Origin of the sequence: Acidovorax sp. JHL-3 (assembly GCF_000526295.1) — a bacterium.
GTDB classification, from domain to species: domain Bacteria; phylum Pseudomonadota; class Gammaproteobacteria; order Burkholderiales; family Burkholderiaceae_C; genus Acidovorax; species Acidovorax defluvii.
Map to the genome: position 1 here is coordinate 2,235,076 of NZ_JAFU01000001.1, position 13,414 is coordinate 2,248,489.

Here is a 13,414-nt window from a genome sequence, read left to right on the forward strand (position 1 = left end):
CGGTGCGACAATCGGGCTAATGGTAGTCGAGAAAAACGCCCCTTTGCAGCCCTGGAACACCTTTGGCATCGTTGCACGCGCCCAAACCTTCGTGCGCGTGCGCTCCGTGGCTGATTTGCACGCCGTTCTGGCCGATCCGGAACTGGCGCCCGCGCCGAAATGGGTGCTGGGCGGCGGCAGCAACATCATCCTGACGGGCGATGTCAAACCCGTGGTGCTGAAGATGGAGATCAAAGGCCTGCGCCTGGTGCAAGAGACCGATCGGGCCTGGATCGTCGAGGCGGGCGCGGGCGAGGTCTGGCACGACGCGGTGGCCTGGACACTGGCGCAGGGATTTCCGGGGCTCGAAAACCTGGCGCTGATCCCCGGCACGGTGGGTGCGTCGCCGGTGCAGAACATTGGTGCGTATGGCGTAGAGCTGCAGGACCGGTTTGAGTCGCTGGATGCCATCGATCTGGCCACCGGCCAGTCTTTCAGCCTGGATGCCGCGCAATGCGGTTTTGGCTACCGCGACTCCGTTTTCAAGCACGCACCTTCCGAATCGACGGACGGCAGCTCAATGCCGCGTGGCATGGGCCTGGCAGGCCGCGCCGTGATCACCCATGTGCGCTTTCGGCTGCCCAAGCCGTGGAAACCGGTGCTCGGATATCTCGATCTGGAGCGGCGGCGCATTGAGGCGGGGGTCGATCAGCCCACGGCGCAGCAGATTTTTGACTGGGTGTGCGACATTCGCCGCGCCAAGCTGCCCGACCCGGCGGTGTTGGGCAACGCCGGCAGCTTCTTCAAGAACCCCACGGTGACGCCAGAGCAGTGCACCGACATCATCGCCCGCGACCCCAAGATCGTGCACTACCCCATGCCGGATGGCAGCATCAAGCTGGCGGCAGGCTGGCTCATTGATGCCTGCGGCTGGAAAGGCAAGAGCGTGGGCAAGGCCGGGGTGTACGAGAAACAGGCGCTGGTGCTGGTCAACCGCGGCCACGGCCAGGATAGCGTGACTGGCGGCGAGGTCATGACCCTTGCCAAGGCCATCCAGACCAGTGTGTACGAGCGCTTTGGCATCCGGCTGGAGCCCGAGCCGGTGGTGTGGTGACCAGTGAACGGTTGTTTTAGTGCTATTAAAATAGTAGCTGTTAGCGCTTTCTGAATAAGCGCTAGAAGCCAAAAAGACCATAAAAAAACCGCCCGAAGGCGGTTTTTTGTTGCGCGCGGGGTGCGGGCTTACTTGTCGTCGTTGCTCAGTTGCGGCAGCGGCGAACCCTGGCCCAGCGTCAGCAGGCCGGACTGGGCGTAGGTCATCAGCTTGGCGCGCGTGTCCACGATATCGAGGTTGCGCATGGTGAGCTGGCCGATGCGGTCGAGCGGCGAGAAGGGCGCGTCTTCCACCTTTTCCATCGACAGGCGCTCGGGCGCGTAGGTCAGGTTGGGCGACTCGGTGTTGAGCAGCGAGTAGTCGTTGCCACGGCGCAGCTCCAGCGTCACGGTGCCGGTGATGGCGCGCGCCACCCAGCGCTGGGCGGTCTCGCGCAGCATGATGGCCTGGGGGTCGAACCAGCGGCCCTGGTAGAGCAGGCGGCCGAGCTTGAGGCCGTTCATGCGGTACTGCTCGATGGTGTCTTCGTTGTGGATGCCGGTCACCAGGCGCTCGTAGGCGATGTGCAGCAGCGCGAGACCCGGGGCCTCGTAGATGCCGCGGCTCTTGGCCTCGATGATGCGGTTCTCGATCTGGTCGCTCATGCCCAGGCCGTGGCGGCCGCCAATGCGGTTGGCCTCCAGGATCAGCTCGACCGGGTCGGTGTATTCCTTGCCGTTGAGGGCGACGGGCTGGCCTTCGTTGAAGGTGACCGACACTTCCTCGACCTTCACGACCACGTCGTCCTTCCAGAACGCCACGCCCATGATGGGGTTGACGATGCGGATGCCGCTGGAGAGGAACTCCAGGTCCTTGGCTTCGTGCGTGGCGCCCAGCATGTTGCTGTCGGTGCTGTAGGCCTTCTCGGCGCTCATCTTGTAGCCGAAGCCTTGCTGGGTCATGAAGGCCGACATCTCGGCGCGGCCGCCGAGTTCATCGATGAACTGCTGGTCCAGCCAGGGCTTGTAGATGCGCAGCGAGGGGTTGGTCAGCAGGCCGTAGCGGTAGAAGCGCTCGATGTCGTTGCCCTTGAAGGTGGAACCGTCGCCCCAGATGTGGACGTCGTCCTCCTTCATGGCCGACACCAGCATGGTGCCGGTGACGGCGCGGCCCAGTGGCGTGGTGTTGAAGTAGGTCACGCCGGCGGTGCTGATGTGGAAGGCGCCGGCCTGCAGCGCTGCAATGCCTTCGTGGGCCAGTTGCGTGCGGCAGTCGATCAGGCGCGCCAGCTCTGCGCCGTATTCCATGGCCTTGCGCGGGATGGCGTCGTAGTCGGGCTCGTCGGGCTGGCCCAGGTTGGCCGTGTAGGCGTAGGGCAGGGCGCCCTTGTTCTTCATCCAGCGCAGGGCCGCGCTGGTGTCCAGGCCGCCGGAAAACGCGATGCCGACCTTCTGGCCGAGGGGGAGGTTTTGAAGGATGGTTGCCATGGAATATTTCTTAAAAATGATAGCTGCTCGCGCTTGCTGGATAAGCTCTAGAGGCCAAAAAGACTATAAATTTCAGCCGAAGTGGCAGATGTAGTGGTAGGCCTCGGTCACGCGGATGTCGAACTTCGAGTTGCCGGGCACATTGAATTGCTCGCCGGCGGAGGACTTCACCCAGGCGTCGCTGCCCGCAAGCTTGTACTCGCACGAACCAGCCACGCATTCCATGATCTCGGGCGCGCCGGTGTTGAACGTCAGCGTGGCGGGCAGGATCACGCCCACCGATTTTTTCGTGCCGTCGGGGAACGTGATGCCATGGCTCACGCATTTGCCGTCGAAATAAACACTGGCCTTGGTCGTGACGGACACGCCGTCGATTTTTTCGGTGGTCATGGATGCGCGGGGTAGAAAGAAGGAAACCGGTGATTTTAGGGCAGGGGGCACGGCCTGGGCGCCGTGGGGCACGGTTGCGCTGGCGTTTGCTGGCGCATCGGGGCAAAAAAAGAGCCCCTACGAGGGGGCTCTGGTGACGCAATGCGCTGAAGGCTGCTCAGCGCCAGTGGGGGTTGCGGTGGGTGGGGTAGGAGGGGCGACCGTAGCCGTACTCGATCACCATCGCAGGCGGGCTCACGTAAACGGGTTGATCCGGATAGGCAGGCTGGACGGCGTAGGTGGGTTGCGTGGGGTGCGTCCGATAGGTGGACGTGACCACCCCGGACTGCGAATACACGCCCTGCTGCCGGTAGGGGTCGGGCTGGGTGGAGTAGATCCTGCCCTGGTTGTTGCCCGCCAGGGGCTGAACGCTGAGCGCAATCCACGGTCCCGGATCGGCCTGGGTGCGGGTGTTGTACTGGCGCCCGGCATATTCATACACCACGTCGTAGCCCACGGTGCGGTCCTCGTAATAGGTTTCGGTGGTGCAGCGCTGCACGTTCTGGTAACGGGGCTGGCCGTTGCCTTCGATCTGGTTGCCCAGCACGGCGCCACCGATCACGCCCAGCGCGGTGGCGGCCGCGCGCCCGCTGCCATGGCCCACGGCATTGCCTGCCGCACCACCGGCAATGGCGCCCAGCAAGGCGCCAGCGCCCGAGTTGTGCGAACCGTTGTAAACGGTTTCGTTGCCGCATACCTGCTGCGGAATACCCACTTGTTGCACCACGGGTGTGGCCGACAGCACGCGGCCCTGCTCCTGCGCTGACACGACAGTGGTCACGGCGAGCAAGGCAGTCCATAGGGCGATTTTTTTCATGAGGGAACTCCTGACAGTTCGGTACACAACGCACCAGACCCGAAAAAAGTTGAGGCCCGGGGCACCAATCTGCCGACACGGCACCGTAAAGCTGGGTAAAGAACGCTGGAGCGGTGCGGTCCGTCGCCGCTTCATTCCTTCATCTTTTCATTCATCTGGAAGCGCTGCTTGCTGTTCTTGCCACTGCGCTGCATCAAAGCCCACCGTGATGGAAGTGCGTTCACCCTGGCGCCACTCCACCACCGGGCGCTTGATGACGCTGGGCTGCGCCTGCATCAGCTGGCTGGCGCTGGCATCGTCTTGCACGGCCGCCTGGGCGCCGGGGTCCAGCTTGCGCCAGGTGGTTCCCTGCCGGTTCACCAGCTTTTGCCAACCCACGGCGGCCAGCCAGTCGGGCAGGCGCTCCGCAGGAACGCCTTGCTTCTTGAAATCGTGGAAGGTGTGGTCAAGCCCCTGCCCAGTGAGCCAGGCGCGCGCCTTTTTGACTGTGTCGCAGTTCGGGATTCCGTACAGAGTGATGAGGGGTGTTTTCATGACCGCCATCATCCGCTAAGCGACAATTGGCCGCGTATGCAAACCAAAATTCACACACTGGAAGGCTGGCTCCGCCATTGCGAGCTGCTGCACCCGCAGAACATCGACATGGGCCTGGAGCGGGTTCGCGAAGTGGCCACCCGCATGGGCCTGCGTTTTGACTGCCCTGTGATCACCGTCGCCGGCACCAATGGCAAGGGCTCTACCTGCGCCATGCTGGAGGCCGTGGCCGAGCAAGCCGGTTTTCGCACCGGGGTGTACACCTCGCCGCACCTGGTGCATTTTGAAGAGCGCTGCCGCGTGCATGGCGAAGCTGTAAATGCTTCTGATCTGATAGCGCACTTTGAAGCGGTGGAAAGCGCAAGAACGCTCAATGGCAATGATGTTTCGCTGACGTACTTTGAATTCACCACGCTGGCCATCCTGCGCCTGATGAGCCATTCGCTGCTGGATGTGGCCATCCTGGAGGTGGGGCTGGGCGGCCGGCTGGACGCCACCAACATCATCGACGCAGACTGCGCCATCATCACCAGCATCGACATCGACCACACCGAATACCTGGGGCCGGACCGCGAAAGCATCGGGCGTGAAAAGGCCGGCATCATGCGCACGGGCCGCCCGGTGGTGGTGAGCGACCCGATGGCGCCGCAAAGCGTGATCGACCATGCGCGCGAAATGGGGGCCGACCTCTGGCGCTTTGGTCACGACTTCAATTTTTCGGGCGACAAGCAGCAATGGAGCTGGGCCGGGCGCGGGCGGCGTTATGCCGGGCTGGCCTATCCGGCGCTGCGCGGGGCCAACCAGCTGGTGAATGCCTCCGGGGTGCTGGCGGCGTTTGAGGCGCTGCGCACACGCCTGCCCGTGACGGCGCAGGCCGTGCGCAATGGCCTGGCACTGGTTGAATTGCCGGGCCGTTTTCAGATCGTGCCGGGGCAGCCGACACTGGTGCTGGACGTGGCGCACAACCCGCATTCCGTGGCGGCGCTCACGGCCAACCTGGATGCCATGGGCTATTTCCCGGCAACGCACGCCGTGTTTGGCGCCATGGCCGACAAGGATCTGGCCCCAATGCTGGCCAAGGTGGGGCCGCTGGTAGACCACTGGTATTTCACCGATCTGCCCACGCCACGCGCCGAAAAGGGCGCCGTGCTGCAGCAGAAATGGAATGCGCTGCAGATGGTGTCGGGCGGCCTGCGGCAGGTAAACACCAGTGTCCACTCCGACCCCTTGCAGGCCCTTCAGGCAGCGGTGGCTGCGGCAGACCCCGCTGATAGAATTGTGGTCTTTGGCTCGTTTTACACGGTGGGTGGTGTGCTGATCAACGGAATCCCCCGCCTGCACGCCAAACATCTGGGCGCATAAGCTCCGTACGAGTCTCTACTCCATGGCATTTTTCAAGTTTCGGTGGCCCGGTCAGAGTGAACAGGCCGACAAGCCGGCCAAGCGCTCCCGTTCGGCCCAAGCCGAGAGCATCGAAGTCATGCGCCGGCGCGCACGGCATCGTCTGATCGGCGCTGCGGTGCTGGTTTTGCTCGGCGTGGTGGGCTTTCCGTTGCTGTTTGATACCCAGCCACGCCCCATCCCGGTGGATATTCCCATTGAGATCCCCGACCGCAACAAGGTAGCGCCGCTGGTCGTGCCAGCCGCAACGCACGATTCACCTGCAACGCGGTCCGCTGTGTCGCAGTCCAGATCGCCAGCGGCCGCATCATCGCAGGCACCGGAGCGCAGCGCTGCCGGGGCTGGGCTGGGTGACGGCGAGGAGCTGGTGGCCAGCCGCCGCAGTGCAGACAAGCCGGCGGCGGGAGAGCCTGCAGCGGAAAAGTCCACCGCCAAGCCGGATGCCAAGCCAAAGCCCGCAGCGTTGCCCGAGCCGAAGCCGGAGCCCAAACCCAAGCCAGAGCCCAAGCCGTCTGTCCCCGAGCGTAAGCCTGCGGCGGTCGATGAGTCGGCGCGGGCCCGGGCCTTGCTGGAAGGGCGCTCTGCACAGCCCGCCGCCGGTGCACAAGCCGAGGAAGGCCGGTTCATCGTTCAGGTAGGCGCCTTTGCCGATGCCGACAAGGCCCGCGAGGCGCGCACCAAGCTGGAGCGGGCTGGGCTCAAGACCTACACCCAGGTGGTGGATACCAAGGACGGAAAGCGCGTGCGTGTGCGTGTGGGGCCCCTGACCAGCCGCGCCGAAGCAGACAAGGCCGCCAGCCGCATCAAGGGACTGGGGTTGTCGGCCTCGGTGTTGACGCTGTAACTGCCGGCGGTTTCACCATTGCTCACCATGGCATCGCTGGACTGGATTTTTGCGGTGGTACTGCTGGCATCGATGGCGATCGGCGCGTGGCGGGGCCTGGTCTTCGAGGTGTTGTCAGTAGCAGGCTGGGTGGCGTCATTTTTTGTGGCCCAGTGGTTTGCCCCGGACATGGCGGCCGTGTTGCCACTGGGGGATTCCGATGGCGCACTGCGCTATGCGGCCGGCTTCATCGTGGTCTTTGTCGGGGCAGTGTTTGCCTGCGGATTTCTGGCCTGGCTGGCCAAGAAGCTGGTGGATGCCATCGGTTTGCGTCCGGCAGATAGAACGCTGGGGGCGGTGTTTGGTGTGGTGCGGGGGGTGGTGTTGTTGCTGGTGGTTGCCGTGGTGGTGGGCTTGACGCCCTTGCATGAGGCGGCGTGGTGGCAGGAGTCGCACAGTGCACCGGTGCTGGGTGGCATGCTCAAGAGCCTCAAGCCTGCATTGCCCGAAGAATTTGGAAGGCATTTGCCTTCGTGACAGGGGGGTGGCCACAAGCCGCTGCCAAAAAATTGCCGCGGGGCTGTTCCCGCAAATGGATGGAATCGAACTATGTGTGGAATCGTCGGCGTCGTCAGCGCAGCGCCCGTCAATCAGCTGATTTATGACGCCTTGCTGCTGCTGCAGCACCGGGGCCAGGATGCCGCAGGCATCGTGACCCAGCAGGGCCGCAAATTCTTCATGCACAAGGCCAAGGGCATGGTGCGCGATGTGTTTCGCACGCGCAACATGCGGGCCTTGCCGGGCAATGCGGGGTTGGGCCAGGTGCGCTATCCAACGGCCGGCAACGCCTTCAGCGAAGAAGAGGCGCAGCCGTTTTACGTGAATGCACCGTTTGGCATCGTGCTGGTGCACAACGGAAACCTGACCAATGCGCTGTCCCTGCGCAACGAGCTCTTTCAAACTGACCACCGGCACACCAACACCGACAGCGATTCGGAGGTGTTGCTCAACGTGTTTGCCCATGAGCTCGAGCGCGCGACCCGGGGCGTGCCGCTGCAGCCCGAGGACGTCTTTACGGCGGTGCGTGCCGTGCATAAGCGCATCAAGGGTTCGTATGCCGTCATCGCACTGATCGCCGGGCATGGTCTGCTGGCTTTCCGCGACCCCCACGGTATCCGGCCGCTGGCCATGGGGCGCAGCCAGGATGGCACGGTGATGGTGGGCAGCGAATCGGTGGCGCTGGAGGGCACGTCGCACGTCTTCGAGCGCAACATCGACCCGGGCGAGGCCATTTTCATCACGCTCGACGGCAAGGTGCATGCGCGCCAGTGTGCAGAGAACCCGCAGCTGAACCCCTGCATTTTCGAGTTTGTCTATCTGGCGCGGCCCGATTCGGTGCTCGACGGAATTTCGGTCTACCAGGCGCGGCTCAACCTGGGCGAGGCGCTGGCCAAGCGGGTGGTGTCCACCGTGCCGCCGAACGAGATCGATGTGATCATTCCCATCCCCGAGTCGAGTCGTCCCAGCGCAACCCAGCTGGCGCATCTGCTGGGCATTCCCTACCGCGAAGGGTTCGTGAAGAACCGCTACGTGGGCCGCACCTTCATCATGCCGGGGCAGGGCGTGCGCAAGAAATCCGTGCGCCAGAAGCTCAATGTGATTGGCAGCGAGTTCAAGGGCCGCAATGTGCTGCTGGTCGATGATTCCATCGTGCGTGGCACAACCTCGCGCGAGATCGTGCAGATGGCCCGAGACGCCGGTGCCCGCAAGGTGTATCTGGCCAGCGCTGCGCCGCCAGTGCGCTACCCCAATGTGTACGGCATTGACATGCCCACCAGCAGCGAGCTGGTGGCCCACGACCGCACGGTGGAAGAGGTGCGCCAGGCCATTGGCTGTGATGCGCTGATCTACCAGGATGTGGACGGCATGAAGCGGGCCATCGGTTCCCTGAACCCGGCCATCGTGGGGTTTGATGCCTCGTGTTTCGACGGCGTGTATGTCACCGGAGACATCACTGCGGACGACATTGCGCGCCTCAACGAAGGCCGCGTGGGCGTGGAGGAGGGTGAAGAAGACACCTCCCGCCTGGCACTGCCCAACGCGCAATAGAGCCACGCGCGATGATCGAGGGCCGGGTTTCGCAAGGAGCCCGCTCTTGTTGCCGACCCCAATAACGACGCCGGGCCCATGCCCCGGCCTGACTGCCATGACTGAAAACCAATCCCCCGTACACGTGCGCACCCGTTTCGCGCCATCGCCTACCGGCTTCATTCACCTTGGCAACATCCGCTCGGCGCTGTACCCATGGGCGTTTGCGCGGGCCACCGGGGGTGATTTCATCCTGCGCATCGAGGACACCGATCTGGAGCGCTCCAGCCAGGCGGCAGTGGACGTGATCATCGAAGGCATGGCCTGGCTGGGGCTGGATCACGATGAAGGTCCGTTCTACCAGATGCAGCGCATGGACCGCTACAAAGCCGTGCTGGCTGAACTGCAGGCGGCCGGACATGTCTACCCGTGCTACATGAGCGTGGCCGAACTCGATGCCTTGCGCGAAAAGCAGATGGCCGACAAGGAAAAGCCACGCTATGACGGTACCTGGCGCCCAGAGCCCGGCAAGACGTTGCCTGCGGTGCCCGAAGGTGTGCAACCCGTGCTGCGTTTTCGCAATCCGCAGGGCGGCTTGGTGGCATGGGACGACAAGGTCAAGGGCCGCATCGAGATCCGCAACGACGAACTCGACGACCTGGTGATTGCGCGCCCCGACGGCACGCCCACCTACAACTTCTGTGTGGTGGTGGACGATATCGACATGGCCATCACGCATGTGATCCGTGGCGACGACCATGTGAACAACACACCGCGTCAGATCAATATATTCCGCGCCCTGGGCAAGGAACCGCCGGTGTATGCCCACCTGCCCACCGTGCTCAACGAGCTCGGCGAGAAGATGAGCAAGCGCAATGGCGCAAAACCCGTCACGCAATACCGCGATGAAGGCTATCTGCCCGATGCCATGGTGAACTACCTGGCGCGCCTGGGCTGGAGCCACGGAGATGACGAAATCTTCAGCCGCGAGCAGTTTCTGCAGTGGTTCAACCTCGACCACCTGGGGCGCAGTGCTGCGCAGTTCGACGAAGCCAAGCTGCGCTGGGTGAATGCCCAGCACCTCAAGGCCATGGCCGATGATGCACTGGCGGCCCTCGTCGCCCCCCAGTTGGAGAAGCGCGGCATTGCTGCTTCAGACTTGGCCGATGGCCGTTTGCCCCGCATCTGCGCCTTGTTCAAGGACCGGTGCGATACCACCGTGGCCCTGGCAGACTGGGCGTTCGTGTTTTATGGACCCGTTTCCCCTGCGCAGGCAGAGCTTGCCCAGCATGTGACCGATGCCATTGCGCCTGCTTTGGATGCGTTGGCTGATGCGTTGGCTTCATGTGACTGGGACAAGGCTGCCATCAGCGCGGCGTTCAAGCAAGTGCTGGCGACACATGGGCTCAAGATGCCTCAACTGGCCATGCCCGTGCGGGTTCTGACCGCGGGGTCCGCCCACACGCCATCGGTCGATGCAGTGCTCGAACTGGTGGGGCGTGAAAAAGTTGTCGCACGTTTGCGAAACCGCTAAAAATCTGTCTATAATTCAAGGCTCTGATGACAACGATTGCAATGTGAACGTTGTTGCCAAAGGGGGGTATAGCTCAGCTGGGAGAGCGCTTGCATGGCATGCAAGAGGTCATCGGTTCGATCCCGTTTACCTCCACCAAGGTTTGTCAGTAGTTATCGGTTAGTTCCAAGGTTTTGACCCCATCGTCTAGAGGCCTAGGACATCACCCTTTCACGGTGAGTACCGGGGTTCGAATCCCCGTGGGGTCGCCAAGTTGTAGCGCTTGGCTTGCGTGAAGAATGCAAGCAAAAGCTGCCTGCCAGGAGTGGTAGTTCAGTTGGTTAGAATACCGGCCTGTCACGCCGGGGGTCGCGGGTTCGAGTCCCGTCCACTCCGCCAGTCAAAAGCCCTTGCAGGTCTTTGATATGCAAGGGTTTTTCTTTGGCGAGAGCCAAAGAGGTTTGGGGGTATAGCTCAGCTGGGAGAGCGCTTGCATGGCATGCAAGAGGTCATCGGTTCGATCCCGTTTACCTCCACCAAGGTTTGTCAGTAGTTATCGGTTAGTTCCAAGGTTTTGACCCCATCGTCTAGAGGCCTAGGACATCACCCTTTCACGGTGAGTACCGGGGTTCGAATCCCCGTGGGGTCGCCAAGTTGTAGCGCTTGGCTTGCGTGAAGAATGCAAGCAAAAGCTGCCTGCCAGGAGTGGTAGTTCAGTTGGTTAGAATACCGGCCTGTCACGCCGGGGGTCGCGGGTTCGAGTCCCGTCCACTCCGCCAGATAAGAAACCGCTGCAGTCGCAAGGCTACAGCGGTTTTTTTGTGTCTTGGTGCGACTAAAACCCCGCAAATTTCCGTTTGCGGGGTTTGTGTTGAATTGGCTTCTGGCGCTTGATGGGTAAGCGTCAATAGCTATTAAATTAATAGCAAAATCTTGTTCAACGCGGAGCCAGGCGGATGGCACCGTCCAGGCGAATCACCTCGCCGTTGAGCATGTCGTTTTCAAAGATGTGCTGCACCAGCTTGGCATAGTCCTGCGGCGTGCCAAGGCGGCTGGGGAACGGCACGCCGGCTGCGAGCGCGTCCTGCACTTCCTGGGGCATGCCAAACAGCATCGGGGTGCCAAAGATGCCGGGTGCAATGGTCATGTTGCGGATACCGTTGCGGGCCAGGTCGCGTGCAATGGGCAAGGTCATACCCACCACGCCGCCCTTGGACGCGGAATAAGCGGCCTGGCCAATCTGGCCGTCATAGGCGGCCACGCTGGCGGTGGAGATCATCACGCCGCGCTCTCCGGTGGACTCGGGGTCGTTCTTGCACATGGCCTCTGCGGCCAGACGGATCATGTTGAAGCTGCCAATCAGGTTTACCGTGATGGTCTTGCTGAAAACGGCCAACGCGTGGGCGCCGTTCTTGCCCACGGTTTTTTCTGCAGGGGCAATGCCTGCGCAGTTGACCAGACCCATCAGCTTGCCCAACGAAACGGCCTTGGCCACCACGACCTGACCGTCGGCTTCGTTGCTGACATCACATTTGACGAATGCGCCGCCAATGTCCTTGGCCACTTGTTCACCCTTGTCCGTCTGCATGTCGGCGATGACTACCGTGCCACCCTGTGCGGCCAACATGCGCGCGGTGCCTTCGCCCAAGCCCGATGCGCCGCCGGTCACGATGAATACCTTGCCCTTGATTTCCATGTTCTGTCTCCAGTGAATGACGTTGACGTAAACGTCAATTATCACCCAGGCATTCGGGCTTCAACGGGCAAAAAAATGCCCAGCCAGAGCTGGGAATTTTTACAAGACCCCTGCGCAGCAGGGCGCGCAGAGGAGGGCGATTACTGAAAACCCACCCGGTCCAGCATCTGCTGCACTTTGGTGATGTTGGCGCCCACCGCGCTGATTGGAATGGTTTCGCTCTTGAAGGGCTGGCCTTGCGTCATGGCCTTGAGCGCCGGATTGTCGATGTTCAGGCCCTTCGCTGCAGGCCATTCATTGTTGCCGTTGGCAAAGTAGTTTTGCGCTTCTGCGCCGGCCAGATATTCGAGGAACTTGACCGCGTTGGCCTGGTTCTTCGCATGGCGGGCCACGGCGCCGCCAGCAATGTTCATGTGGGTGCCCCAGGACTGCTGGTTGGGGAACACCACACCCACCTTGTTGACCACGGCAACGTCTTCAGGCTTGCTGGAGCGCATCATGCGTGCCAGGTAGTAGCTGTTGGTGACGGCAATGTCGCATTCGCCTGCTGCTACGGCCTTGATCTGGTCGGTGTCGCCACCCTTGGGCGCGCGGGCAAGGTTGGCCACCATGCCTTTGAGCCATGCCTCGGCCTTCTGCTCGCCAAGGTGCTCGGTGACAGAACCGAACAGACTCAGGTTGTAGGGGTGCGAGCCCGAACGAATACACAGCTTGCCCTTGTTCTTGGGATCGGCCAGCTCTTCGTAGGTGTCCACGTCACTTTTCTGGACCTTGGCCTTGTTGAACACGATCAGCCGCGCACGGGTGGACAGGCCGAACCACGAAATGCCACCGTCGGCAACCGGCAGACTGCGCAAGTTGGCGGGGATGGCGTCTTCCAGCACCTTGGAGCGGATAGGCTGGAACAGGCCATCCATTTCTCCCCGGTAAAGCCGGGCTGCATCGACCAGCAGGATCACGTCTGCGGGGGAGGCAGTTCCTTCCGCTTTCAGCCGCGCCAGAATGCCCGCATCGTCCGCATCCACCCGGTTGATCTTGATGCCAGTGGCCTTGGTGAAGCCGGTGTACAGCGCTTCATCGGTGGAATAGTGACGAGCCGAGTAGAGATTGACCACCTGTTCCTGGGCGGTGGCGGCACCTGCAGCAGCGGCCAGGGCGCAGGCGGTGAGCAGGGCTTTGACGGTCTTCGACATGGAGTGCATCTTTTGGAGGTTGGAAATCTTGATGATAAAGCAAACGCGAATTATTCGTAATAAAAACCACGTTGCAACCCAGTGCATATGCTGCGCTTGACGCGCAATGCCTTCACCAGGAAGTGGCGCGCTGGCGGGATTGACATCTTCAGGGGGCGTCTGCGCGGCTGAGGAAATCCCCCTGCCAATGGCAGGCGACTTCCAGCGAACTGTTCAGGCGCAGTGAATGCAGGCTTGGCCTGCCCGGAGGGACTCGAACCCCCGACCTATAGCTTAGAAGGCTATTGCTCTATCCAGTTGAGCTACGGGCAGATGGATTTGCCGGGCGCCTGGAGCAGCGCCTGGCGTGCAGTGAGTCAGA

Annotated in this window: 12 protein-coding genes and 7 tRNA genes; 12 read left to right on the forward strand and 7 right to left on the reverse strand. The window is 62.2% G+C overall.

From position 1 onward, the window contains the following. Positions 1 to 19 precede the first annotated feature (19 nt). Complete coding sequence (murB, locus tag K226_RS0110530) at positions 20 to 1,093, forward strand: UDP-N-acetylmuramate dehydrogenase (protein ID WP_024814773.1); 1,074 nt, start codon at positions 20 to 22, stop codon at positions 1,091 to 1,093. Positions 1,094 to 1,221: 128 nt separating this feature from the next. Here the strand turns inward: murB and argG are convergent, their stop codons facing one another. The 4 genes from argG to K226_RS0110550 all read right to left on the reverse strand — a co-directional run bounded on the left by argG (position 1,222) and on the right by K226_RS0110550 (position 4,351). Beyond that, a complete protein-coding gene (argG, locus tag K226_RS0110535; RefSeq protein WP_024814774.1) occupies positions 1,222 to 2,559 on the reverse strand; it encodes an argininosuccinate synthase in 1,338 nt (445 codons plus the stop codon). A gap of 72 nt (positions 2,560 to 2,631) precedes the next feature. After that, positions 2,632 to 2,949 (reverse strand): pyrimidine/purine nucleoside phosphorylase, encoded by a 318-nt coding sequence (locus K226_RS0110540; RefSeq protein WP_024814775.1) that lies wholly within the window; start codon positions 2,947 to 2,949, stop codon positions 2,632 to 2,634. Between the two features lie 157 nt (positions 2,950 to 3,106). Beyond that, complete coding sequence (locus tag K226_RS0110545; RefSeq protein ID WP_024814776.1) at positions 3,107 to 3,805, reverse strand: glycine zipper 2TM domain-containing protein; 699 nt, start codon at positions 3,803 to 3,805, stop codon at positions 3,107 to 3,109. Positions 3,806 to 3,952: 147 nt separating this feature from the next. Next, positions 3,953 to 4,351, reverse strand: a complete 399-nt coding sequence (locus K226_RS0110550) for an ArsC family reductase (RefSeq protein WP_024814777.1) — start codon at positions 4,349 to 4,351, stop codon at positions 3,953 to 3,955. Between the two features lie 24 nt (positions 4,352 to 4,375). Here K226_RS0110550 and folC point away from each other — a divergent pair, with 24 nt between their 5' ends. The 11 genes from folC (at position 4,376) to K226_RS0110605 (ending at position 10,943) form a co-directional block, all read left to right on the forward strand. Further along, positions 4,376 to 5,701, forward strand: a complete 1,326-nt coding sequence (folC, locus tag K226_RS0110555; protein WP_024814778.1) for a bifunctional tetrahydrofolate synthase/dihydrofolate synthase — start codon at positions 4,376 to 4,378, stop codon at positions 5,699 to 5,701. A gap of 22 nt (positions 5,702 to 5,723) precedes the next feature. Next, a complete protein-coding gene (locus K226_RS0110560; protein ID WP_024814779.1) occupies positions 5,724 to 6,584 on the forward strand; it encodes an SPOR domain-containing protein in 861 nt (286 codons plus the stop codon). Positions 6,585 to 6,611: 27 nt separating this feature from the next. Beyond that, positions 6,612 to 7,100 (forward strand): CvpA family protein, encoded by a 489-nt coding sequence (locus K226_RS0110565; protein ID WP_024814780.1) that lies wholly within the window; start codon positions 6,612 to 6,614, stop codon positions 7,098 to 7,100. Positions 7,101 to 7,172: 72 nt separating this feature from the next. Next, a complete protein-coding gene (gene purF, locus K226_RS0110570; RefSeq protein ID WP_024814781.1) occupies positions 7,173 to 8,672 on the forward strand; it encodes an amidophosphoribosyltransferase in 1,500 nt (499 codons plus the stop codon). A 97-nt stretch (positions 8,673 to 8,769) separates the two neighbouring features. Beyond that, entirely contained in the window at positions 8,770 to 10,185 is a 1,416-nt protein-coding gene (gltX, locus tag K226_RS0110575; protein ID WP_024814782.1) for a glutamate--tRNA ligase, read from the forward strand. A 62-nt stretch (positions 10,186 to 10,247) separates the two neighbouring features. Further along, a tRNA-Ala gene (locus K226_RS0110580) sits at positions 10,248 to 10,323 on the forward strand. A gap of 37 nt (positions 10,324 to 10,360) precedes the next feature. Further along, a tRNA-Glu gene (locus tag K226_RS0110585) sits at positions 10,361 to 10,436 on the forward strand. Between the two features lie 50 nt (positions 10,437 to 10,486). After that, a tRNA-Asp gene (locus tag K226_RS0110590) sits at positions 10,487 to 10,563 on the forward strand. Between the two features lie 64 nt (positions 10,564 to 10,627). Beyond that, positions 10,628 to 10,703 (forward strand) — tRNA-Ala (locus tag K226_RS0110595). Between the two features lie 37 nt (positions 10,704 to 10,740). Beyond that, positions 10,741 to 10,816, forward strand: a tRNA-Glu gene (locus K226_RS0110600). A 50-nt stretch (positions 10,817 to 10,866) separates the two neighbouring features. Next, positions 10,867 to 10,943, forward strand: a tRNA-Asp gene (locus K226_RS0110605). Positions 10,944 to 11,101: 158 nt separating this feature from the next. On the opposite strand, the gene K226_RS0110610 is transcribed toward K226_RS0110605, so the two are convergent. The 3 genes from K226_RS0110610 to K226_RS0110620 form a co-directional block, all read right to left on the reverse strand. Continuing rightward, a complete protein-coding gene (locus tag K226_RS0110610; RefSeq protein WP_024814783.1) occupies positions 11,102 to 11,860 on the reverse strand; it encodes a 3-hydroxyacyl-CoA dehydrogenase in 759 nt (252 codons plus the stop codon). Between the two features lie 140 nt (positions 11,861 to 12,000). After that, the gene (locus tag K226_RS0110615; protein ID WP_024814784.1) at positions 12,001 to 13,053 is read right to left on the reverse strand and encodes a Fe(3+) ABC transporter substrate-binding protein; all 1,053 of its coding nucleotides are present in this window, start codon (positions 13,051 to 13,053) and stop codon (positions 12,001 to 12,003) included. A 235-nt stretch (positions 13,054 to 13,288) separates the two neighbouring features. Continuing rightward, a tRNA-Arg gene (locus K226_RS0110620) sits at positions 13,289 to 13,365 on the reverse strand. Positions 13,366 to 13,414: the final 49 nt, after the last annotated feature.